The organism is Amycolatopsis sp. NPDC058278 (assembly GCF_042881395.1).
GTDB lineage: Bacteria > Actinomycetota > Actinomycetes > Mycobacteriales > Pseudonocardiaceae > Amycolatopsis.
Window position 1 is genome coordinate 78,004 of sequence record NZ_JBHVXZ010000022.1, and the last position, 23,114, is coordinate 101,117.

A 23,114-nucleotide genomic window follows, 5' to 3' on the forward strand; every position below is an offset into this window, starting at 1 on the left:
GTCAGCCCTCCTTCCGGGTGCGCGGGTCGAGCGCCAGGTAGGCGACGTCGGCGAACAGGTTCGCCACCAGCACCGACAGCGTGATGATCAGGAAGATGCCCTGCATCAGCGGGTAGTCCTGCGAGCCGACGGCCTGGAACAGCTGGTAGCCGACGCCGGGGTAGGAGAAGACGATCTCCACCAGCAGCGTGCCGCCGACGATGAAACCCAGCGCCAGCGCGAAGCCGGACACGCTCGGCAGCAACGCGTTCCGCGCCGCGTACCCGACCATCACCCGGCGTTCCGGCAGGCCCTTGGCGTGCGCGACGGTCACGTAGTCCTCCGACGCGACGGTGACCATCATGTTGCGCATGCCCAGGATCCAGCTGCCCATCGAGCTGATCAGGATGGTGAGCGCGGGCAGCAGGCTGTGCTGGATCGCGCTGCCGATGAACCCGGCGTCCCAGCCCGGGACGGTGCCCGGGTCGTAGCCGCCGGACGACGGGAAGAAGCTGCCCGGGCCGGCCAGCAGCGTCAGCGCGATCAGGCCGAGCCAGAAGTACGGGATCGACGAGAGGAACGTCGTCACCGGCAGCAGGCCGTCGACCCACGAGCCGCGCTTCCAGCCGGCGACCACGCCGAGCCCGGTACCGATCGCGAACCCGACGACCGTGGTGATGCCGACCAGGATGATCGTCCACGGCAGGCTGTCGGTGAGCAGGTCGGACACCGGCGTCGGGAAGAACGTGAACGAGATCCCGAGGTCGCCGCGGAAGAGCTGGCCCCAGTAGTCGAAGTACTGGGAGATCAGGCTTTCGTTCTTGTCGAGTCCGAACAGGACGTACAGCGACTGCATCGCTTCCGCGCTGATCATGCCCTGGCTCTTCGCGATCAGCGACTGCACCGGGTCGCCCGGGATCATCCGCGGGATGAAGAAGTTGATGGTGACGGCGGCCCACGCGGTGAAGAGGTAGAAGGCCAGCCGCTGCAGCAGGTACCTCATCGGGCGGCCCCGTCGTAGAGCCAGCACGCGGCCCAGTGACCGGGCGCGTCGCCGACGTCGAACCGCGGCGGCAGGTCCGTCTTGCACCGTTCCATCGCGACCGGGCAACGCGGGTGGAACCGGCAGCCCGGCGGCGGGTCGATCAGGCTCGGCGGTTCGCCGGACCCGCGTTCGGCCGGCGTCTCCCCCGGCCCGCCGCCGCCCGCGATCCGGTCCGGGTCGGGAGCGGATTCGATGAGCAGCCGGGTGTACGGGTGCGCCGGCCGCTGCGTGATGGTTTCGCTGTCACCGCCTTCGACCATGCGGCCCGCGTACATCACCATCGTGTCGTCGGCGAAGTAGCGCGCTGACGCGATGTCGTGCGTGATGTACAGGATCGCCAGGTGCAGGCGTTCCTTGAGGTCGCGCAGCAGGTTCAGCACACCGAGCCGGATCGAGACGTCCAACATGGACACCGGCTCGTCGGCCAGCAGCGCCTCCGGGTCGGCGCCGAGCGCCCGCGCGATCGCGACGCGCTGGCGCTGGCCGCCGGACAGCTCGTGCGGGAACTTGTCGATGTACCGCTCGGGCGGGGTCATCTGGACGCGGGCGAGCAGCTCGTGCAGCGACTTTTCGAGGTCGTCGCCCGCCCGGCCGTGGATCTTCAACGCCCGCGTCAGGTGGTAGCGCACGGTGTGCACCGGGTTCAGCGACGCGAACGGGTCCTGGAAGATCATCTGCACCCGGCGGGCGTAGGCGCGGAACGCCTTGCCGTGCTTGACGTTCACCGTCTCGCCGTGCAGCCGGATGTCACCGCCGGTGCGCGGGTAGAGGCCCGCGAGCAGGCGCGCGACCGTCGACTTGCCCGAGCCGGACTCGCCGACCAGCGCGGTGACGCGGCCCCGCCGGAGCGTCAAGGTCACGTCGTCGACGGCCTGGATGGCACGGCGCGGCCCGGCCAGCGCGGCCCGGCCTTTGCGGCGGACCGGGCTGCGTCTGATAAAGAAGTGCTTGGTGAGGCCCTCGGCCTCGAGGACCACGGGGAGGTCCCCCTCCGACCCGACGGCGACGGGGTCGGAGGGGGACTGCTCGGTCGTCACAGCTGAGTCCGCCATCGTCAGGCCGCGGGCTTGAGGTGCAGGACGATGTCGAGCGCGTTGCGCAGGGTCGGCTGGGCCGGCGCGTACGGGTTGGCGTCGTCCGGCCAGCCGACCCAGTTCTTCGTGCTGTACTCGCCGCCGGAGTTGGCCGCCGACGTGGGGATCATCGGCTGCTGCTCGATCATGATCTTCTGCAGCGTCGCCATGGCCGCGGTGCGAGCGGCGTCGTCCTCGGCGTTGGCGTAGGTCTCGAGCGCCTTGGTCGCCTCGTCGTTCTTGTAGCGGCCGTAGTTGCCGTTGATGCCGCCCTGGCCGGTCGGCTTGTAGCGGCTGCCGTCCATGACGTCGCGGTACATGTCGTACGGCGTCTGCCCGTCGTTGGTCCAGTGCATCAGGCCCTCGAAGTCACCGGTGTCGACCGACTTCATCCAGGCGTCCTGGTTCATCTTGTCGACCGTGGCGGTGATGCCGATCTGCGCCAGGTTGTCCTTGATGATCTCCAGGTCGGTGATGTAGTCCGACCAGCCCGACGGGACGGTGAGCTTGATGGTGACCGGCTTGCCGCCCGGGTCGGCCAGCTTGTCGCCGGTGAACTTGTAACCCGCGCCCGTCAGCAGCGACTTCGCGCCCGGGACGTCGACCTTGACGCTCTGGCCCTGGTACTGCGGCGCGATGAACGGGTCGCCCGCCGGCGTCGGGATGCCGGTGACCTGGTCGTTCTTCGGGTAGAAGTAGCCGGCCTCACCTTGGTTGAAGACGTCGTCGCGGTTGATCACCTTGTTGATGGCCTGGCGCAGCTTCGGGTCGTTCCACGGCGCCTTTTCGGTGTTGAACCACAGGCCGTGGACGGCCAGCTGCGCGGGGAACCACAGCTTGTAGTGCTGCGGGTCCTTGTTGGTGTAGACGGCCTTGTAGTTCGGGATGAACACGAAGCTCCACTCGGCCGCCCCGTTGACCAGCGCGCTGACCTGCGCGTTGTTGTCCGTGTAGGAGGTGTAGCGGATCTCCTTGACCTTCGGCGCTTCCTGCCAGTAGCCGCTGTCGCGCCGCGTGACGATCATCGTCTGCGGGGTGGCCGACTTCAGCGTGTACGGGCCGGTGCCGATCGGGTTCTTCACGAGGTCGAGCGCGGGGTCCTTGACGCCCTGCCAGACGTGCTTCGGCACGACCAGGGTCTGCAGGATCTTGACCTGGTTGACGAACTGCGAGCCGTCGAAGCCCAGGGTGACCTGGTTGCCGGCCGCGGTGATGTCCTTGTACGGCACGGCGTCGACGTTCAGCGCCTTGTTGTCGCGCAGCAGCTGGAAGGTGTAGGCGACGTCCTCGCCGGTCATCGGCTGGCCGTCGGAGAACTTCACGCCGTCACGGACGGTCAGGACCAGCTTCTTGTAGTTGTCCGACCAGTCCCACTTCGTGGCCAGCCACGGCTTCGCCGGCTCCTGCGGCTTGACGCGGTTGAACATGACCAGGGGCTCGTAGATCATCCACCGGTAGCCCATGTTCGACAGGGCGGACGTCTCCAGGAACGGGTTGTTGTTCTCCGCCTGCGGGCCGTCCGGCTTGCCGACGTTGAGCACGGCGTCGGGGTTGCTCTGGGCGGCGTTCGAGCTGCCACCGCTGCACGCGGTGAGACCGCTCAAGGCCGTCATGGCCACCAGCGCTGCGACGATGGAGCGCTTGACTCGCATCGGTCCTCCTAGTCATCGACGAATAGCTCTTTGTCGACTGGTAGCGAGCCCCGACCGCCGGCGACCGAACGACGCCCCGAAGTCAACCCGGGTGACTCGGGTCACGTCAATAACACGGCGGTAACGTTTTGTACCTAAGTTTAAGTACTGAAAGAACTGGCGGTCTGGACCTGTTGATCGAACTACTCGTTGCGACGCAAGGCTTTCAGCTGATGCGTCCGCCGTTGGCCAGCAGTTCGGCGACCGGCAGCGTGGCCGCGCCGAGCGCGACCGCCTCGGGCCCGAGCCGGCCGAGGACGACCTCGGTGCGCTCGGCCAGGTAGCCGAGCGCGTGCCGGCCCACGGCGTCGCGCACCGCGGGCAGGATCGCCGGTCCCATGATCGCCCCGGCCGAGCCGGAAAGCACCACCCGATCGGGGCTGAGCAGGTTGATCAGGTTCGCGATGCCGATGCCCAGGTACTCACCGGTCTCGGCGAGCACGTCGGCGGCCGGCCCACCACGCTGGGCTTCGGCCACGATCCCCGCCAGTTCGACGTCGCTTTCGTCCCCGATGACCGGTTCCTCGCCGACGAGGGCGGCGTAGCGGCGGACGACCGCCTCGATGCCGACGTAGGCCTCCAGGCAGCCGTGCGAGCCGCACCGGCAGGCGGCCCCGGCCGCCTTGACGACGGTGTGGCCCCACTCGCTCGTGGTGATGCCGGGGTGCGAGCGCCCGGCCGTCGCGACGGCCGCCCCGACGCCGACACCGAGGAGGGCGACGATGGCGCGTTCGGCGCCCCGGCCGGCACCCCGCCAGGTCTCGGCCTGTCCCAGGGTGCGCGCGCGGTTGTCGAGGTGGAGGGGCGCTTGGATGTGCGGATGGATCAGGTCGGCGAAGTTCACCCCGCTCCAGCCGAGGGTCGGCGCGTGCACGATCCCGCCGTCGCGGACCGCGCCCGGTACGCCGATGCCGACGCCGAACACCGCGTCCGGATCGCCCCCTTCGAGCACTTCGGCGATGCCCGTGCGCACCAGTCCGGCCACTTCGTCCGGGTCGAGGCGGGTGCCGACCAGCGGGTGGCGCACCGTGCCGAGGGTGCCGAGGGCGCAGTCGAACAGGCCGACCTCGACGTGCGTCTCGCTGACGTCCACGCCCACGACCTGCCCGAATTCGGGCCGGACGGCCAGCAGCGTCCGCGGCCGCCCGCCGTCCGATTCGACCGATCCGGCCTCGGCCACGACGCCGTCCGCGATGAGCTCGGAGACGACGTTGGTAACGGTGGCGGCCGATAGTCCCGATTCAGCTACCAGTTCCAGTCTGCTGACGGGACCGCGGAGGTAGAGCGAGGAGAGCAGCGCCGCGCGGTTGTGCCGCCTGAGGTCACGGGTCGTCTGGCGCACCACCTGGGTCACCGGGAGGATTCTGCCAGACCGCGGCCCCGCCACCATGGGTTCGGGACTTAGTTCACCACTTAATACATAGCCACAACTTACGGCGATCAGGCATCCTGTCAGTGAGCCGGTAAGAAGTTCAGATGGGTTGCCCATGGCGAGCAAGCGCACCACCGTCCGCGATCTGCGGCGGCACAACCGATCCCTGCTGCTGTCGAAACTGTACTTCGACGGCCCGCTGTCGAGGCACGAACTCAGCCAGCTCACCGGATTGAGTGCCGCCACGGTGAGCAACGTGACCGCCGAACTGGGCGAAGAACGCCTGATCACCGAAGCCGGCCAGGTCGAGTCGGACGGCGGCCGGCCCCGGGTGCTGCTGCGCGTCGACCCGGCGTACGGGCACGTCGCAGGCGTCGACATCGGTGAAACGGGTGTCAAGGTCGAGCTGTTCGACCTGGCGATGAACCGCCTGGCGACGGTCGAGCACCCGCTCCCGAAGGCCCCCGACGCGGCGACGGCGGTCGAGCAGGTGACGTCCGGGCTCCGGGAGGTGTTCGCGAGCGCGGGCATCGACGAATCGGGCGTGCTGGGGGTCGGCATCGGCGTGCCGGGGACGGTCGAGCAGGGCGCCCAGGTGCTGGTGCACGCACCGACGGTCGGCTGGGACGCGGTGCCGTTCGAGGCCATGCTGCAGGCGGCGGGCGTCGGGTTGCCGCTGTTCGTCGACAACGGCGCGAAGACGCAGGGCCAGGCGGAGATGTGGTTCGGCGCGGGCCGCGGAGCCCGCCACGCGGTGATCGCGCTGATCGGCTCGGGCGTGGGCGCGGCGGTGGTGACGGACGGAACGACGTACCGCGGCTCGACGAGCAGCGCGGGCGAGTGGGGCCACACGACGATCGCGTACGGCGGTCAGGAGTGCCGCTGCGGCTCGCGCGGGTGCCTGGAGGCGTACATCGGCGCGGGAGCGGTGCTGGCCCGGTACCGCCGGGCGCGCGGCAAGGAGATCACGGGCGAGGACGAGCAGGCACAGTTTTCGGCGTTGCTGTCCTCGGCGGACAAGTCCAAGACGGCGGCCCGGGTGCTCGACGAAACGGCGGGCTACCTCGGCGCGGGCATCGCGAACTTGATCAACTTGTTCAACCCGGAGCGCATCGTGATCGGCGGCTGGGCGGGCTTGGCCCTGGGAGAGCAGCTCCTGCCGGCCATCCGCGAGGCGGCGGGCGCCCACGCCCTGCGGCACCCGTTCAGCCAGACATCGATCCAGCTGGGATCGCTGGGCCTGGACGCGGTGGCCACGGGAGCGGCAACGCTCCCGGTGGCGGACTTGCTGGAGCAGGGCGCAACGTCGAGGCTCGCCAAGCCGGCAGCCCCGGACTCCGACGCGGCTTGAGTGGCGGAGGGCTTTGGATCGGGCTTAGCGGAAGGTTGCTCCGGGAGCCGGGCTGGGGAAGTGCACGTTGCCGGGTACGAGGTGAAGCGTGCGGACGTGCACCCGCGTGCGGTGGCAGCGAGCAGCATCCCCGCGTGCGGTGGCGGCGAGCAGCATCCCCGGGCGTGACAGCGAGCGAGCGTTGAGGTAGGGCGGCTTTCCTTCGGTCACGTTTCCCTCGGTCCGCGGATGCCCCGGGTTGCCCAGTACGCCAGCGGTTCGCCCGGCACGCTCGCCCCTCCCCGGGGCCTCGCCCGGCACGGCCCACCCAGCACGGCCCACCCAGCACGGCCCACCCAGCACGGCCCACCCAGCACGGCCCACCCAGCACGGCCCACCCAGCACGGCCCACCCTCCCTGGGGGAACCTCCCCGCTCCAGCGTATCGAGGGCGCCTGACAAAACTCGCCGAATTCGCGCCTTGGCGGCAGGTTGTCCACAGCCCAGCCGGATTGTGGACAACCGGACGGGGTGCTCCATGGCCGCCCAAGCAGCAGGGCACCGGGCCCCGGAACAGCCGGGCGGCGAGGCTGCCGAGCAGCTGGGGAAGCCGGGCGGCAAGGCTGCCGGACCAGCCGGGCTAGTCGAGGCAGCTGGGCCCGCCGAGGCAGCCTGGCCGACGGCGCAGCCGGGCCGACGGGGCAGCCGGGCAGCCCTGGAGCCGAAGCCACCGGCACAGCTCGGGTGGCCTAGGCAGCTGGGCAGCCCGGGTGCCCTAGCAGCCGAAGCCAGCGCCACAGCTCGGGCGGCCGCAGCCCCGGAAGCCGCGAAGCCGCGAAGCCGCGAAGCCGCGAAGCCCAGAGAATCACCGAACCCCGTGCCCCGCTCACCGGGACCCCACCTCACCACCGCATCCCCCACCAACACCCCCTTAATTCGGGTTGAAAAAAAATGACCGGCCGACGGTTGCCCGGCTTGTCTGGACCATGCATACTTTGTTGCCAGGCACAACAAAGCCTGGCCGATACCTCCGCCCCGGCCCGAGGGCCGCGGGCACGCACGGTCACACCTGCCGCCGCCCCGGCAGGCGCGGCCACCTCCCCCTCCCCGCGTTCCGTGCTGCGCGCGGATCGCCGGTCCCCCACGGTGAGAGAGGCGACAACGATGTCCACCTCCGCAAAAAACCGCTGGGCGGCACTCCTCGCCGCCTGCTCGCTGCTCTTCCTCGGGCAGCAAGCCCTCACGATGGCCCCGGCAGAAGCAGCGGCCACCTTCACCGATGACTTCAACGGCTCCGCCGGCGCCGGCGTCGACGGGTCGAAGTGGCAGCTCGAAACCGGCGACAACGTCAACAACCACGAGCGGCAGTACTACACCTCCGGCACCAACAACGCCCAGCTCGACGGCCAGGGCCACCTCGTCATCACCGCCAAGCGGGAAAACCCCGGCAACTACAACTGCTGGTACGGCCGCTGCGAATACACCTCCGCGCGGCTCAACACCGCCGGCAAGTTCAGCCAGGCCTACGGCCACTTCGAGACCCGCATGAAACTCCCGCGCGGGCAAGGCATGTGGCCGGCGTTCTGGATGCTCGGCGGCGGGAACTGGCCCACCGACGGCGAAATCGACATCATGGAAAACGTCGGGTTCGAGCCGAACACCGTGCACGGCACCATCCACGGCCCCGGCTACTCCGGCTCCGGTGGCATCGGCGCCGCCTACAACGGCCCGAACTTCTCCGACGACTTCCACACCTACGCCATCGACTGGGCACCCAACCAGATCAAGTGGTACGTCGACGGCAACCTCTACCAGACGCGCACGCCGTCGGACCTGAACGGCAACCGCTGGGTGTACGACCACAACTTCTTCATCATCCTCAACCTCGCCGTCGGCGGGTACTGGCCCGGCGATCCCAACAGCAGCACGCAGTTCCCGCAGCAGCTGATCGTCGACTACGTGCACGTCACCAACGCCTCCGGCAGCGGCGGCGGCCGGACCGGCACGATCACCGGCATCGGCGGCAAGTGCGTCGACGTCGCCGGGGCGAACTCCGCCAACGGCACGCCGATCCAGATCACCGACTGCAACGGCAACGCCGCGCAGAACTGGACCGTCGGCACCGACGGCACGATCCGCGCCCTCGGCAAGTGCATGGACGTCTCCGGCGCCGGCACCGCGGACGGGACACCGGTGCAGCTCTACGACTGCAACGGAACCGGCGCCCAGCAGTGGGTCGCGACCGGAGCGAAGGACATCGTGAACCCCAACGCCAACAAGTGCCTCGACGCGACCGGAAATTCCAGCGCGAACGGCACCCGGCTGCAGATCTGGACCTGCGGCGGCGGCGCGAACCAGAAGTGGACCACTCCCTGACCTTCCCCATAAGGAGAAACCCAGTGCGGCGAATCCTCGTCGCGCTAATGGGGTGTGCCCTGTTAGCGCTTTCCTTCCTGATAGGCAGCGCCGCTCAGGCGGCGGTCGAAGCGGGCCCGTCCGCGAGCCAGCTGCTCGCCAAAACCCAGTCCTGCCAGCAGATTTCGAACGGGAAGTATTCCTACGACGAAGGCGGCGCGGCCACCGTGCCCGTCTGCCAGGCGAACGGCGCGGTGTTCTTCAAGGCCGACATGGACGTCGACTGCGACGGCGTCCGCACCACGCAGTGCAACGAGAACACCGACTGCTGCTTCTACCCCGACACCGCGTTCCACACCTCGGCCGACCAGCCGCTCAACGCGGCGCAGCTGCCGTACATCGTCCTTCCACAACCGACGTCCACCTGGGACTACCGGAACTACGGCATCGACGGCGGTTCGGTCGTGGCGGTGATCTACAACAACCAGGTGAGCTACGCCGTGGTCGGCGACACCGGCCCGACGAGCATCATCGGTGAGGCCTCCTACGCCACCGCGGTCAGCCTCGGCATCAACCCCGACCCGAAGAACGGCGGCACCGAAGGCCCGGTGACGTACATCGTGTTCCCCAACACGCACGTCAACCCGATCGAGAACCACGCCAACGCCGTCAGCCTCGGCGAGCAGGTCGCCACGCAGTTCGCCGGTGGCACCACGACGCCGCCCACGCAAAACGCGATCACCGGCATCGGCGGCAAGTGCGTCGACGTCGCCGGCGCGAGCAACGCCAACGGCACCGCCGTCCAGCTCTACGACTGCAACAGCACCGCGGCTCAACAGTGGACGGTCAATTCGGACGGATCCGTCCGAGCGCTCGGCAAGTGCCTCGACGTCACGAGCGCCGGCACGGCCAACGGCACGCCGACGCAACTCTGGGACTGCAACGGATCGGGCGCCCAGAAGTGGTCGGCCAACGGCTCGCAGAACCTCGTGAACGCCGGCTCCGGCAAGTGCCTCGACGCCACCGGCAATTCGAGTGCCAACGGGACCCGGCTCCAGATCTGGACCTGCGGGACCGGCACGAACCAGAAGTGGACGCTCCCATGAGAAAACGCTCTCTCCCGGCGTTGATCGGGGTGGCCGCGATCGCCGCGGCCACCTTCGCCGGGCCCGCGCAGGCCGCGGGCGAAACGGTCAACGTCTGGCTCACCACGACCAGCGATGCCGGCGGCCGGACGGTCACCCGCGGTCTCCAGCAGCAGACGCCGGTCACGTTCGCCGCCGGAACCGGCGGTGGCGGCGTCACCATCAACGTCAATGAAAACACCACCTACCAGCAGTTCGAGGGTGGCGGAGCGTCCTTTACGGACACCGCCGCGTGGCTGATGAACTCCAGCGGGGCGCTGTCCCAGGCCACCCGCGACGACACCATGCGCAAGCTCTTCGACCCGAACACCGGCATCGGGCTGAGCTTCATCCGCAACCCGCTCGGCGCCTCCGACCTGGCCCGTTACAGCTACACCTTCGACGACGTGCCGGCCGGCCAGACCGACCCGAACCTGACGCACTTCTCGATCGCGCACGACCAAGCCGACGTCCTGCCGCTGACCAAGCAGGCCAAGCAGCTCAACCCGCAGGCCAAGATCATGGCGTCGCCGTGGAGCGCGCCGCCGTGGATGAAGGACAACGACAGCTACCTGCTCGGCTGGGTCGAATCGCAGTACTACCCCGCCTACGCCCAGTACTTCGTCAAGTACCTCCAGGCCTACCAGGCCGCGGGCGTGCCGATCGACTACGTCTCGATGCAGAACGAGCCGACGTGCTGCGCGAGCTACCCGTCGACCAACTGGAACGGCGCCGGCCTGGCGTACTTCGCGAAGAACAACCTGCTGCCCGCACTGCAGGGTGCCGGTCTGTCCACGAAGGTCCTCGCGCTCGACTGGAACTGGGACACCTACGCGTCCTACGGCGCACCGACGCTGGACGACTCGGCGATCCGCAACCACCCGAACTTCGGCGGCGTGGCCTGGCACGGCTACGGCGGCGACATCGCCCAGCAGACGACCGTCCACAACCAGTACCCGAACGTCAACGCCTACTCGACCGAGCACTCCGGCGGCACCTGGATCTCGAACCAGCAGGCCGAGGACATGAACAACATCGTGGATTACACCCGGAACTGGTCGAAGAGCTTCGTCAAGTGGAGCCTCGGCGTCGACCAGAACATGGGCCCGCACAACGGCGGCTGCGGCACCTGTACCGGCTTGATCACCGTCCACAACGGAGACTCACGCAGCGGGCAGGTCGACTACACCGTCGAGTACTACACCATGGGCCACCTGACGAAGTTCGTGAAGCCGGGCGCCTACCGGATCGACTCGAACGACAGCTCGGCGGTGCGCAACGTCGCCTGGAAGAACCCGGACGGCTCGAAGGCGCTGATCGCGTACAACTCCGGCACCGGCAACCAGAGCGTGCGGGTGAACTGGGGCAACTCGTCGTTCACCTACACCCTGCCCGGCCGCACTTCGGCGACGTTCACCTGGAGCGGCAACCAGGGCAACGGCGGCGGCACCGGCAAGACCGGCCCGATCACCGGCATCGGCGGCAAGTGCATCGATGTCGCGGGTGCCGGCAGCGCCAACGGCACCGCGGTCCAGCTCTACGACTGCAACGGCTCCGGCGCCCAGCAGTGGACGGCCGGCACCGACGGAACCCTGAAAGCGCTCGGCAAGTGTCTCGACGTCACCGGGCAGTCCACAACGGACGGCGCCCAGCTCCAGCTCTGGGACTGCGGCGGCACGGCCAACCAGAGATGGGCGGCCACCGCGGCCCGCGACCTCGTCGGCGCGGGGTCGAACAAGTGCGTCGACGCGACCGGCAACTCCAGCGCCAACGGCACCCGGCTGCAGATCTGGACCTGCACCGGCGCCGCCAACCAGAAGTGGAACGTACCCGCATGAAGAAACGAGCAGTGTTGGGCGCTCTGATCGCCGCATCGGCGATGGTGCTCGCGCCAGGCGTCGCGCAGGCGGCGACCGGCCCGATCACCGGCATCGGCGGCAAGTGCGTCGACGTCGCCGGCGCGAGCACCACCAACGGAACAGCCATCCAGCTCTACGACTGCAACGGCACCAACGCTCAACAGTGGACGGTCGGCAGCGACGGATCCCTGCAGGCGCTGGGCAAGTGCCTCGACGTCACGAGCGCCGGCACGGCCAACGGCACGACGATCCAGCTCTGGGACTGCAACGGATCCACCGCCCAGAAGTGGACGGCCAACGCGGCGAAGAACCTGGTCGGCACCGGGTCCGGGAAGTGCCTCGACGCCACCGGCAACTCCAGCGCCAACGGCACGCGGCTGCAGATCTGGACGTGCGCGAGCACGGCCAACCAGCAGTGGACGCTGCCGGCCGGCGGCACCACCCCGCCGCCCGGACCGGGGGCGATGGCCGTCGCGCCCTACCTCTACAACGGCTGGGGCGACCCGCCGAACCCGGCGACGATCATGAGCGCCACCGGCGTCAAGTGGTTCACGCTGGCGTTCGTCCTGTCCAACGGCTACTGCAACCCGCAGTGGGACGGCGGGCGGGCGCTGACCGGCGGCGTCGACCAGACCACGATCAACACCATCCGCGCGGGCGGCGGCGATGTCATCCCGTCGTTCGGCGGCTACTCCGGCAACAAGCTGGAGTCGTCGTGCGGCAGCGCGGGCGAGCTGGCGGCGGGCTACCAGAAGGTGATCAACGCCTACGGCCTCAAGGCGATCGACATCGACATCGAGGCCGACGCCTACAGCAACCCGACGGTGCAGCAGCGCACGGTCGACGCGCTCAAGACGGTCCGGGCGAACAACCCGGGCATCAAGCTGTACGTCACCTTCGGCACGGACCAGTCCGGCCCGGACAACAGCCTGGTCAACCGGGCGGCACAGGCCGGCCTCACGGTCGACGGCTGGGTCATCATGCCCTTCGACTTCGGCGGTGCGGGCCAGAACATGGGCACGTTGACGCAGCGGGCGGCCGAGGGCCTGAAGAACGTCGTCAAGAGCGCGTACGGCTACGACGACGACACGGCCTACCGGCACATGGGCATCTCGTCGATGAACGGCATCACCGACAACAGCGAGACGGTCACGCTCACCGACTTCACCACCATCCTGGGCTACGCGAACGCGCACCACCTGGCCCGGTTGACGTTCTGGTCGGCGAACCGCGACCGCCCGTGCCCCGGCGGGTACCCGAACAACGACACCTGCTCCGGGGTTTCCCAGCAGGCGTGGGACTTCACGAGGATCTTCGCCCGCTACGCCGGCTGACCACGGCCGCTCGACGAGTCCGTGAAGGCCGCCGCGAGGCGGCCTTCACGGCCGTAGGGCTGCCGGGCCGCGGCCCTGGGGAAGCGGCGACCCGGCAGCGTGGGGTCCCGCCGGCCGCTGGGGGTCTCCGGCGGCGGAACCGCCCCCGAGGCTATCGACCGCCTGTCGCGTGCGGCTCGTGCTCGGACCGTACGGACGTCAAGCCTGCCCGAACGCCCCAAAGCGGGGTCGCTCCGGCTATTCCGCCGCGCTGGCCGCGCGGGCCGCCTCGGCGCGGTCGGCGTACGCGTCCACCAGCTGCTCCTCGGCGTCGTCGAGGTACTTCAGCAGCAACTGCTCCGCGCCCGGGCCGTCGCCGGCCTCGATGCGGTCCAGGATTTCGTGGTTGCGGGGCAGGTAGCGCTCGTGGAAGCGGCGCGGCTCGGCCATGATGTGGAACACCAGCCGCAGCTCGGCGGTCAGCCTGCCGACCAGCTCGTTCACCCGCTCGCTGCCGGACAGCGCGGCCAGCTCCTGGTGGAACCAGACGTTCGCGGTGCCCAGGTCCTTCCAGTTGCCGGTGCGCGCGGCCTCGTCCCCGATGTCGACCTTCTCCTTGATCCGCGCGAAGGACGCCGGCTTGGCCCGCACCCCGCGGACCGCGGCGCATTCGATGATCTTGCGCACCCGGTAGATGTCGACGACGTCCTCGATGCTCGGGATGCGGACGAAGACCCCGCGGTTGAGCTCGTGGGCGAGCAGCCGCTCGTGCGTGAGCAGCCGGAACGCTTCGCGGAGCGTGTTGCGGGAGACGCCCAACGCGTTGCCGATGTCCTGCTCCGACAGCCGGCCGCCGGGCAGGAAGAACCCTTCGGCGATGCGCTTGCGGAGGACGCCGGCGACCCGCTCGGCGGTGCTCTTGCGCGTGACCAGGCCGCGGTCGGCCTCCAGGCCCGGGACCACGCCGTCTTCGATGACCACGGCACCGAGGGTACCCGTCACCCAGAGGACGATCCAACTGGACTCTTGTGGAATTGTTCAACAATCCCTACCGTGTGAGGCACGCCACGATGAGAGACACTGGCCAGGAGGTGCCCCATGACTGCCACTACCGCTACCGAGGCCCGGCCGTTCGACTGGTTCCGCACGCTGGGAAAACGTGGCCGCCGCGCCTTCGTGGGCGCGTTCGGCGGGTACGGCCTGGACTCGTTCGACTACCAGACCCTGCCCCTCGGCCTGGCCGCGATCACCGCGTACTTCGGCATCTCGAGCGGTGAAGCCGGCTTGCTCGGCACGACGACGCTGGTCGTGTCGGCCGTCGGCGGGGTCGGGGCCGGCATGCTGGCCGACCGGATCGGCCGCGTCCGCACGCTGCAGATCACCATCGCGATGTACACGATCTTCACCGTGCTCTGCGGGTTCGCGCCCAACTTCGAGACACTGCTGATCTTCCGCGCGCTGCAGGGCCTGGGCTTCGGTGGCGAGTGGGCGGCCGGCGCGGCGCTGGTCGCGGAGTACTCCTCGGCGCGCTACCGCGGCCGGACCGTGGCGTTCGTGCAGAGCGCGTGGGCGGTCGGCTGGGGCCTGTCGGTGGTCGTCTACACCGTCGTGTTCAGCGTGGCCAGCGACGACGTGGCCTGGCGGATCATGTTCTGGACCGGCGTCATCCCGGCGCTGCTCGTGCTGTGGGTCCGCAAGAGCGTCAAGGACGCCCCGCGCGCGGAGGAACGGCTGAAGACCGAGCGCCCCAAGGGCACCCTCGTCCGGATCTTCAAGGGTGACCTCCTGCGCACGACGTTCTTCGCCGCGCTGTTGTCCACCGGTGTCCAAGGCGGGTACTACGCCATCAACACCTGGCTACCGACCTACCTGAAGAAGACGCGCGACCTGACGGTGATCGGCACCGGCGGCTACCTCGCCTTCCTCATCACCGGGGCGTTCGTCGGCTACGTCTGCGGCGGCTACCTCACGGACCTCCTGGGCCGCAAGAAGACCTTCCTGACTTTCGCGGTGCTGTCGGCCATCCTGATCGTCGCCTACACGCAGATCCCCAAGGGCGCCAACGGGCTCGTGCTGGTCCTCGGTTTCCCGCTCGGCTTCGCGATGTCCGCGATCTTCAGCGGCTTCGGCGCGTTCCTCGCCGAGCTGTACCCGACCGCGTTGCGCGGCACCGGGCAAGGCTTCACCTACAACTTCGGCCGCGCGGTCGGCGCGGTGTTCCCGGCCGTCGTGGGCTTCCTGGGCGCGGGCGGCGCGATCGTCATCGGCGCGGCCGGCTACGGCATCGCCGTGCTCGCGCTGCTCGGCCTCCCCGAGACCCGCGGCATCGAACTAGTCGACTGAGGGGGAACTCATGACGACCTTCGACGAACCAGCCACGTACACGCCCGCGCAGGCGCGAGCGGCGTTCCGCACCGGTACCGCCCACCCCACGACCGGCTGGGCCAACGGCTTCACCCAGACCAACCTGATCGCCGTGCCCGAGGACTGGGCCTACGACGTCCTGCTGTTCTGCACCCGCAACCCGCAGGCGTGCCCGCTGCTCGACGTCACCGACCCCGGTGACCCGGCCACCCGGCTCGCCGAGGACGCGGACCTGCGCACCGATCTGCCGCGCTACCGGATCTGGCAGAACGGCGTCCTCGCCGGCGAGGTGTCGGACGCCACCGGCCTGTGGCGCAGCGACATGGTCGCCTTCTCGATCGGCTGCAGCTTCACGTTCGAGACGGCGCTGGCCGCCGAGGGCGTCCCCTTGCGGCACGTCGACCAAGGCCGCAATGTCGCGATGTACGTGACGAACCGGCCGTGCGAGCCCGCCGGGCGGATGTTCGGGCCGATGGTGGTGTCGATGCGCCAGATCCCGGAGGACCGCGTCGACGACGCCATCCGGATCACCCGCGCGATGCCCGCGGTGCACGGCGCCCCGGTGCACATCGGTGACCCGCGCGCGCTGGGCATCGGCGACCTGGCCCGGCCGGACTTCGGCGACCCGGTGGACGCCGAACCCGGCGACGTCCCGGTGTTCTGGGCCTGCGGGGTCACCCCGCAGGCGGCACTGATGGCGTCGCGGCCCCCCTTTGCGATCACCCACGCGCCGGGGTACATGTTCATCACCGATCGGTACGACAGCGAATACCGGGTGGGCTGAAATGGATCTGAACAGCGATCTCGGCGAGGGCTTCGGCGCCTGGAAGATGGGCGACGACGAAGCCATGCTCGACATCGTGACCAGCGCGAACGTCGCCTGCGGCTTCCACGCCGGCGACCCGTCGGTGATGCGGCGGGTGTGCGAACTGGCGGCCGGGCGCGGGGTCGCGATCGGCGCGCACGTCGGCTACCGCGACCTGGCCGGCTTCGGCAGGCGCGCCCTCGACATCGCCCCGGACGACCTGGCGGACGAAGTGCTCTACCAGATCGGCGCGCTCGACGCGTTCGCCCGCGCGGCCGGCAGCCGCGTGACGTACGTGAAGCCGCACGGCGCGTTGTACAACACCGCGGCGGCCGACACCGAGCAGGCGGCGGCGATCGTCGAGGGCCTGCGCCGGTACGACCCCGCGCTGGCGCTGCTCTGCCTGCCGGACTCGGAAATGCAGCGGGAGGCGGAGAAGGCCGGCGTCGTCGCGTACGCGGAGGCGTTCGCGGACCGGGCGTACACCGCGGAAGGCCGGCTCGTCTCGCGCAAGCGGCCGGGCGCCGTCCTGCACGACCCCTCGGCCGTGGCCGACCGGGCCGTGGCGATGGCGACCGGCGGCGGCGTCGTGACAGCCGACGGCGGCAAGCTCGACCTGCGCCCGGATTCCCTGTGCGTGCACGGCGACACGCCGGGCGCGGTCGAGCTGGCCCGCCGGATCCGCGCCGGCCTGACCGCCGCGGACGTCCCGCTCACGGCGTTCACCGGATGACCGTCCGGCTGCTGCCGTGCGGGCGGCGCGCGGTTTTGGTGGAACTGGACGACGTGCTGGGCTTCCAGGCGGCACTGACGCAGTCGCCGCCGGACGGGGTCGTGGAACTCGTCCCGGCGGCGCGGACGCTGCTGGTCCGCTTCGACCCGTCGGTCACGAACGCGGAACGGCTGGGGGCGCTGCTGCGACAAGTGTCCCCTGTGGACAGTGTCGCGGCCGACGCGGGCGAGGTGGTGATCCCGGTGGTGTACGACGGCGAAGACCTGGCCGACGTCGCCGCGGAGACGGGGTTGAGCGTGGCTTCGCTGATTTCCCGGCACACCGCGGGGACGTACGTTTCGGCGTTCTGCGGCTTCGCGCCGGGCTTCGCCTACCTGACCGGGTCGGACCCCGCGCTGCACGTGTCCCGGCGGTCTTCGCCGCGCACCCGGATCCCGGCGGGCTCGGTGGCGATCGCCGGCGAGTACAGCGCGGTCTACCCGAGCGCGTCACCGGGCGGCTGGCGGCTGCTCGGCCGGACCGGCGTGCCGGTGTGGGACGTCGAGCGCGACCCGCCGAACCTGCTGCCGCCGGGCACCCGGGTCCGGTTCACGGCGGTGCCGTCGTGAAGCTCGAAGTCGTCCGGCCCGGGTTCGCGACGACGGTGCAGGACCTCGGCCGCCCGGGCCACGCGGCGCTCGGCGTCGGCTGCTCCGGCGCGGCCGACCGCGAGTCGTTCCGGCTGGCCAACCGGCTCGTCGGGAACCCGGCCGGGGCGGCGGCCCTGGAGGTGACGCTCGGCGGGCTGGTGCTGCGCGCGACCGGCGTGACGACGCTGGCGGTCACCGGCGCTTCCTGCCCGCTCTCGAAGGGCGGGCCGAACGGGCCGATCACGTTGTGGCCAGGGGAAGAACTGGCGCTGGGCACGGCGGTGTCGGGATTGCGTTGCTACGTCGCGGTGCGCGGCGGGATCGACGTACCGCCGGTGCTGGGCTCCCGGGCGACGGACACGCTCGGCAAGCTCGGCCCGCCCCCGGTGACGGCCGGGATGCTGCTGCCGATCGGCCCGGCTCCGCCGGCGTTCCCGGTGGTCGATCTCGCGCCACGGGCGGCGTTGCCGGCGGAACCGGTGCTGCGCGTGACACCGGGCCCGCGTCGCGACTGGTTCACCGCGCCGGACGAACTGCTGTCCACTGTGTACACGGTCTCGCCGGATTCGGACCGCGTCGGCATCCGCCTGACCGGGCCGGCCCTGTCCCGGGCGCGCCACGACGAGCTGCCGTCGGAGGCGTGCGTGCCGGGGTCGCTGCAGGTGCCGCCGTCGGGCCGGCCGATCCTGTTCCACGCCGACCACCCGACGACGGGTGGGTACCCGGTGATCGCGGTCGTCGAGGAGGCGGACCTGGACCTGGCGGCTCAGCTGCGGCCGGGTCAGACCGTCCGCTTCCGGGCGGCATAGCCTTCCTCCCCAGCGTCGGGGGGGGGGGGCCGGGGGGCCCCCCCCCCGCCCGCCCCCGCCCCCCCCCCCACGCGGGGGGGGGGCCCCGGGCGGGGCCCCCCCCCCCCCCCCCACCACGACCACCAGCCAGACGGCGTTCGTGACGCCGATCGCGAGCCACGCCGCCCAGGCCGCGGCCGGGGCCAGCCCGGTGGTGACGACCCCCAGTGCCACCGTCACCACCACGGGCCACGCGCGCCGCGGCCGGCGCGGCCCCCGCTCGGCCAGGTAGGCGTCCAGGGCCTCCGCGACCTGGTCGTCGATCTCGTCGCGCAGCCGCGCGTCCAGCTCAGACATGCGCCGGCACCGGCCGCGGCACGGCGACGGACAGGCACGCCAGCGCCAGCGGCACCTCCAGACCGGCCATGAGCAGCGAAAACACCACGTCGTCGCCGGCCGTGACCACGTCGAACCAGGCGTCGGCCAGCAGCAGCGTCGCCGTGGCCGTCGCGACCAGCGGCGTCCGCGCGTCGCCGCGGCTCAGCAGCCAGGCCGTGAGCAGCAGGCCGGCCGCCTCCGCCGTGTCGAGGCCCGTCCAGGCCAGCCGCCAGTGCTGCGCCGCGACAACGTCCGGCAGCGTCAGCCCGAGCACCGCGATCCACGGCAGCAGGCACAGCCCGGCCGCCCAGAAGAGCTTCTTCATGCGAACCCCCGAGTTCTCTCCCGACCCAAGGTAGCGATTGCAGAGATTCTTTGCAAACAATCTCTGTAGTACGCTCCCGGCATGGTCCAACGTCCCGAAAAGCGCGTCCTGACCGGCGCGGACCTCAAGGCCTTCTACAAGGCGCTGGCCAGCCCGGTGCGCCGGGACATCCTCAGCTACCTGGGCAAACACGGCGAGGCGAACTCGACGAGCGTCGCGAAGGCGCTGGGCGAGAGCACCGGCACGACCAGCTACCACCTCCGCAAGCTCGCCGACCTGGAGCTGATCGAGGAGCTGGAAGACCGCGGGGACGGCCGCGAACGTTGGTGGAAGTCGCGGTCGAAGGACATCTACACCCCGCCCGGCCTCGAGCTGACGCCCGACGAACGCGAAGCGATGCTCAAGCTCGGCGCGCTGAAGATGAGTCACGACCTGGGCCTGGTCACGCGGGCTTACGTGGGCTACGACAGCGCCGAGGGCTGGAACCAGATCCACCGCGCCGGACTGCACCTGACGAAGGAGCAGGTCGTGTCCTTCGTCGAGGAGTACCAGAACCTGGTGTGGAAGTACGCCACCGAGCCGGGGCAGCACCCCGAAGACTCGCGGTCGGTGGCCGTCCGGTTCATCGTGGTGCCGGACGAGGAGGAGTCCGCCGAGGACTAAAGCCCCGACACCCGGAGCGTGATGTTCAGCCGCCCGTCGAGGCCCAGCGCCGGGTCCGCCGTGCCCGGCAGCGTCTTCGGCACGCCGTGGTAAGCGAGCCGGGACGGGCCGCCGAACACGAACACGTCACCGGAGCGGAGTTCGACGTCGGTGTACGGCCGGCCGCGGGTTTCGGTGTTGCCGAAGCGGAAGACGCAGGCGTCACCGAGGCTGAACGACACCACCGGCTCCAGGCTGCGCTCGTCCTTGTCCTGGTGCAGCCCCATCTTCGCGGTGGCGTCGTAGAAGTTGACCAGCGCGATGTCCGGCGCGTACGCCTCGGCCGGCTCACCGTACGCGGCCGCCAGCGCGCGGCGGCCGAGGTCGCCGAGCCAGTCCGGGAACGGCAGCACCGGCGTCCCCTCGCCGGTCGTGCGCGAGTAGCCGTACGGGTACCAGTGCCAGCCGAGACAGACCGACTTCACCGACATCACGCCGCCGTTGGGCAGCCGGGTGTGGCGGTAGCCGGACCAGCCGCGGCAGGCCGCGACCAGCTCGCGCTGCTCGTCGAAGCCGAGCCAGTCCGGCAGGTGCACCGCGCCGGGCGCGAGCTCGGCGCGCGGGCGCGGCAGGAGGGCGTCCATCACTTCGATTGTGCCGGAGACTCCCGCCGCACAGCGGCTTTTCGGGGGGTCCGGGTGGCGGAGCCCCCGGCCTGGGGCGAAGCCCCAGATGTCATACGCTCGGTGATCGTCGAGGGCACCACGCGATGACCGCGGAAGGTGACGCCCGCGGTAACGAACAGCCGCAGGAGCCGCCCCAATGGACCAGCGGGACGGTCCTGCGGCCGCGTCCCCTCGCTTTGGGCCACCATGAAGTAGACGTTCCCACACCTGAATGTCACATGCCAGCGTGGATCAGCTACGAACGGGTCTCTTGACCACGGCGCCGCCGATCAGGCACGGAACGTCACGACGGTGACGCCGGCCTGCGCCGGCACGGGGTCGTTCATCGCCGCCAGCGCGGCCGGGACGTCGTCGAGCCCGATGCGCCGGCCGATCAGCGCGGTGAGGTCGATGCCCGCCGTCTCGACGACGCGCAGCAGCTCCGGGTACTCGTGGGCCTGGAGCCCGTGGATGCCGACGAGCTCCAGCTCACCGCCGATGACGCGGTGCATCGGGATCGGGGCGACGCCCTGCGCGGGCGGCATCAGCCCGGCCTGGACGTGCCGGCCGCGCTTGCGCAGGCTGCCGACCGAGGCCGCGCAGGTCGACGGCGAGCCGAGGCAGTCGAGCGAGACGTGCGTGCCGCCGCCGGTCAGCTCGCGGACGTGCGCGGCGACGGCTTCCGGGCCGTCGAAGGCCGAGGAATCGATCGTGACGGCGGCACCCGACTTCGCCGCCAGCTGGAGGGCGGCCGCCGAGACGTCGACGGCGACGACCTTCGCACCGGCCGCGACGGCCAGCAGCACCGCGGAGATCCCGACGCCGCCGCAGCCGTACACCGAGACCCACTGGCCCGCGGTGACGCGCCCCTGCCGCAGCACCGCGCGGAACGCCGTGCCGAACCGGCAGCCCAGCGCCGCGGCCTCGGCGGCGCCGAGCGAGTCCGGCAGCGCGACCAGGTTCGTCTCGGCGTGCTCGATGGCGACGCGCTCGGCGAACGACCCCCAGTGCGTAGCGCCGGGCTGGAACTCGCGGTCGCAGATCTGCTGGTCACCGCGGGCGCACTGGGCGCAGGTGCCGCAGGCGCAGACGAAGGGCACGGTGACGCGGGCGCCGAGCTCCCAGCCGCGGACGCCTTCGCCGAGCGCGACCACCCGGCCGGCGAGCTCGTGCCCGGCGACGTGCGGCAGCGTGACGGCGGTGTCGTGCCCCTGCCAGGTGTGCCAGTCGCTGCGGCAGACACCGGTGGCGTCGACCTCGATCACCGCACCGCCCGGCGCGGCCACCGGCTCCGGCACGTCCCGCACGACGGGCGGGACGCAGAACTCCTCCATGACCACAGCTCGCACGGCACGAGCCTAACCGTCTTCGACACTGCTCAAGTGAGCGCGTGGAACCTCGTCCTGCTCCGCGGCGGGCCGAGGAGTTTGCTGAGCGAGCCGTCCGGCACGTTCAGGATGTCCTCGAGATTCCGCAGGGCCTCCAACGATTCCGGCCGCTCCGGCCGGCACCGTCCCGATTGCCAGTGGCTGAGGGTGGCCAGGCTGACCGTGGTTCCCCTGCCGCGCAAGCGATAGCGGATCCGCTCGAGGCCGAGGCCGCGGGCCCGGATCGCCGCCCGCAGGGCCACGTCGAACGGTCCGGCCGCCAGCAGCCGGCCCAGCTCCGCCTGTTCCCCCCGGTCGATGGTGCGTGTTCGCTGACCGGTCATCACAACGCTCCGAAGCACTCCCGAATACGAACATTGGAGCGTAGGCGCCGCTTCGCAAGATCGGAAGAGTCCTCACCCACCTGCCTTGCGCGTCTCGTCGGCGATCGCGGCGAACGGTTCCGCGTAGCCGGAGTTGATCGTGACATAGGAAATCCCCCACCGCTCCCGCCAGCCGAGAAGCTTTTCCGCGGCGGCGGCGGGATCCTCGGGAAGGACGGTCACCGCACCGGCGGCGGCGAGCTCGGGCACGTCCACCCCGGCCCACCGCGCGATCATCGGCGACGGTTCGGTCCCGACGGCCATCAGGTTCAGGCCGAGCTCGATCTCCGGCAGCCGCGGCCCGGCGAGGTCCCGGAATCGATCCACAATGGACTGCGCCTCGGTTTCGCCGGTCGTGGGCGCCCAGGTGAAGGTGACGGTGTCGGCTTCTTGCGCGGCGAGCGCCAGCATTTTCGGCCCACCGCCGGCCAGCATCAACCGTGGCCGGTCGGCGTCGCGCTTGAGGTGCGCGATCGTGGCGGCCATCCGTGTGATGCGCTCACCCGGTGAGGGGAATTCGCGCCCGAGAGCCTTGGCGTGTTCCTCCGCGCCGGGCCGCCCGACACCCAGCCCGAGCTCGAACCGGCCGCGGGTCTGCCGGTGGAGGGTCTGCACCTGCCAGCCGAGCGCTTCCGGGGTGCGGAAGGGGTCGGCGAGCACGAAGGTGCCGACGGTGAGATCCAGCGTGACCGCGGCGGCGGCCCCCAGGAGGACGAAGGGATCGGCGGTCCCGACGGGATCGGTGGCGAGCAGGGTGTCGAAGCCGAGCTTTTCGATCCGCTCGGCCTGAGCGGTCCACGAGGTGAGGTCACGCGCATGACCGGCGACGACGCCGAAGCGGAAGGATTTCATGCGAGCCATGGTCGCGGGCGGGGGCGGGTCACCACATCCGCTT

At 70.4% G+C, this 23,114-nt stretch carries 21 protein-coding genes; 11 read left to right on the forward strand and 10 right to left on the reverse strand.

The features are described 5' to 3' along the window. Position 1 precedes the first annotated feature (1 nt). The 4 genes from ACFVYA_RS14315 to ACFVYA_RS14330 all read right to left on the reverse strand — a co-directional run bounded on the left by ACFVYA_RS14315 (position 2) and on the right by ACFVYA_RS14330 (position 5,142). Entirely contained in the window at positions 2–982 is a 981-nt protein-coding gene (locus tag ACFVYA_RS14315; protein ID WP_387045073.1) for an ABC transporter permease, read from the reverse strand. Continuing rightward, entirely contained in the window at positions 979–2,061 is a 1,083-nt protein-coding gene (locus ACFVYA_RS14320; protein ID WP_387045075.1) for an ABC transporter ATP-binding protein, read from the reverse strand. Before ACFVYA_RS14320 ends, ACFVYA_RS14315 begins: the two co-directional genes overlap by 4 nt. Positions 2,062–2,078: 17 nt before the next feature. Next, the gene (locus ACFVYA_RS14325) at positions 2,079–3,749 is read right to left on the reverse strand and encodes an ABC transporter substrate-binding protein (RefSeq protein ID WP_387045076.1); all 1,671 of its coding nucleotides are present in this window, start codon (positions 3,747–3,749) and stop codon (positions 2,079–2,081) included. A 205-nt stretch (positions 3,750–3,954) separates the two neighbouring features. After that, positions 3,955–5,142, reverse strand: coding sequence for an ROK family protein (locus ACFVYA_RS14330; RefSeq protein ID WP_387045078.1), 1,188 nt, complete (start codon positions 5,140–5,142; stop codon positions 3,955–3,957). Between the two features lie 133 nt (positions 5,143–5,275). Between ACFVYA_RS14330 and ACFVYA_RS14335 the strand changes: the two genes are divergently transcribed. From ACFVYA_RS14335 to ACFVYA_RS14355, 5 genes are all read left to right on the forward strand, one after another. Then, on the forward strand, positions 5,276–6,511 hold the full coding sequence (locus ACFVYA_RS14335; protein WP_387045080.1) for an ROK family protein: 1,236 nt from the start codon (positions 5,276–5,278) through the stop codon (positions 6,509–6,511). 1,142 nt (positions 6,512–7,653) lie between these two features. After that, positions 7,654–8,865, forward strand: coding sequence for a family 16 glycosylhydrolase (locus ACFVYA_RS14340; RefSeq protein ID WP_387045082.1), 1,212 nt, complete (start codon positions 7,654–7,656; stop codon positions 8,863–8,865). 23 nt (positions 8,866–8,888) lie between these two features. Further along, a complete protein-coding gene (locus ACFVYA_RS14345) occupies positions 8,889–9,950 on the forward strand; it encodes an RICIN domain-containing protein (RefSeq protein WP_387045084.1) in 1,062 nt (353 codons plus the stop codon). Then, a complete protein-coding gene (locus tag ACFVYA_RS14350) occupies positions 9,947–11,806 on the forward strand; it encodes a ricin-type beta-trefoil lectin domain protein (RefSeq protein WP_387045086.1) in 1,860 nt (619 codons plus the stop codon). Before ACFVYA_RS14345 ends, ACFVYA_RS14350 begins: the two co-directional genes overlap by 4 nt. Continuing rightward, entirely contained in the window at positions 11,803–13,161 is a 1,359-nt protein-coding gene (locus ACFVYA_RS14355) for a ricin-type beta-trefoil lectin domain protein (protein ID WP_285986629.1), read from the forward strand. Before ACFVYA_RS14350 ends, ACFVYA_RS14355 begins: the two co-directional genes overlap by 4 nt. A gap of 237 nt (positions 13,162–13,398) precedes the next feature. On the opposite strand, the gene ACFVYA_RS14360 is transcribed toward ACFVYA_RS14355, so the two are convergent. Then, on the reverse strand, positions 13,399–14,121 hold the full coding sequence (locus ACFVYA_RS14360) for a GntR family transcriptional regulator (RefSeq protein ID WP_387045088.1): 723 nt from the start codon (positions 14,119–14,121) through the stop codon (positions 13,399–13,401). Between the two features lie 117 nt (positions 14,122–14,238). Here ACFVYA_RS14360 and ACFVYA_RS14365 point away from each other — a divergent pair, with 117 nt between their 5' ends. From ACFVYA_RS14365 to ACFVYA_RS14385, 5 genes are read left to right on the forward strand one after another with little or no spacing between them, the layout of a single operon-like run. Continuing rightward, complete coding sequence (locus ACFVYA_RS14365; protein WP_387045090.1) at positions 14,239–15,483, forward strand: MFS transporter; 1,245 nt, start codon at positions 14,239–14,241, stop codon at positions 15,481–15,483. 10 nt (positions 15,484–15,493) lie between these two features. Continuing rightward, on the forward strand, positions 15,494–16,288 hold the full coding sequence (locus ACFVYA_RS14370; RefSeq protein ID WP_387045091.1) for a putative hydro-lyase: 795 nt from the start codon (positions 15,494–15,496) through the stop codon (positions 16,286–16,288). A gap of 1 nt (position 16,289) precedes the next feature. After that, positions 16,290–17,042, forward strand: coding sequence for a LamB/YcsF family protein (locus ACFVYA_RS14375; protein WP_285986633.1), 753 nt, complete (start codon positions 16,290–16,292; stop codon positions 17,040–17,042). Next, entirely contained in the window at positions 17,039–17,650 is a 612-nt protein-coding gene (locus ACFVYA_RS14380) for an allophanate hydrolase subunit 1 (protein ID WP_387045094.1), read from the forward strand. Before ACFVYA_RS14375 ends, ACFVYA_RS14380 begins: the two co-directional genes overlap by 4 nt. Beyond that, a complete protein-coding gene (locus tag ACFVYA_RS14385; RefSeq protein WP_387045095.1) occupies positions 17,647–18,480 on the forward strand; it encodes a biotin-dependent carboxyltransferase family protein in 834 nt (277 codons plus the stop codon). The genes ACFVYA_RS14380 and ACFVYA_RS14385 overlap by 4 nt, the downstream gene beginning before the upstream one ends. Positions 18,481–18,808: 328 nt before the next feature. On the opposite strand, the gene ACFVYA_RS14390 is transcribed toward ACFVYA_RS14385, so the two are convergent. Next, positions 18,809–19,162 (reverse strand): hypothetical protein, encoded by a 354-nt coding sequence (locus ACFVYA_RS14390; RefSeq protein WP_285986637.1) that lies wholly within the window; start codon positions 19,160–19,162, stop codon positions 18,809–18,811. Between the two features lie 81 nt (positions 19,163–19,243). On the opposite strand from ACFVYA_RS14390, the gene ACFVYA_RS14395 reads away from it, so the two are divergent. Further along, on the forward strand, positions 19,244–19,825 hold the full coding sequence (locus ACFVYA_RS14395; RefSeq protein ID WP_387045097.1) for an ArsR/SmtB family transcription factor: 582 nt from the start codon (positions 19,244–19,246) through the stop codon (positions 19,823–19,825). On the opposite strand, the gene ACFVYA_RS14400 is transcribed toward ACFVYA_RS14395, so the two are convergent. From ACFVYA_RS14400 to ACFVYA_RS14415, 4 genes are all read right to left on the reverse strand, one after another. Further along, positions 19,822–20,448 carry an alpha-ketoglutarate-dependent dioxygenase AlkB family protein gene (locus ACFVYA_RS14400; protein ID WP_387045100.1) on the reverse strand — a complete coding sequence of 209 codons (627 nt, stop codon included), beginning with the start codon at positions 20,446–20,448 and terminating at the stop codon, positions 19,822–19,824. The genes ACFVYA_RS14395 and ACFVYA_RS14400 overlap by 4 nt on opposite strands. Before the next feature lie 311 nt (positions 20,449–20,759). Then, positions 20,760–21,818 (reverse strand): zinc-binding dehydrogenase, encoded by a 1,059-nt coding sequence (locus tag ACFVYA_RS14405; protein ID WP_387045101.1) that lies wholly within the window; start codon positions 21,816–21,818, stop codon positions 20,760–20,762. Between the two features lie 29 nt (positions 21,819–21,847). After that, positions 21,848–22,180 (reverse strand): transcriptional regulator, encoded by a 333-nt coding sequence (locus tag ACFVYA_RS14410; RefSeq protein ID WP_285986641.1) that lies wholly within the window; start codon positions 22,178–22,180, stop codon positions 21,848–21,850. Between the two features lie 72 nt (positions 22,181–22,252). After that, positions 22,253–23,071, reverse strand: coding sequence for an LLM class flavin-dependent oxidoreductase (locus ACFVYA_RS14415; RefSeq protein ID WP_387045104.1), 819 nt, complete (start codon positions 23,069–23,071; stop codon positions 22,253–22,255). Positions 23,072–23,114: the final 43 nt, after the last annotated feature.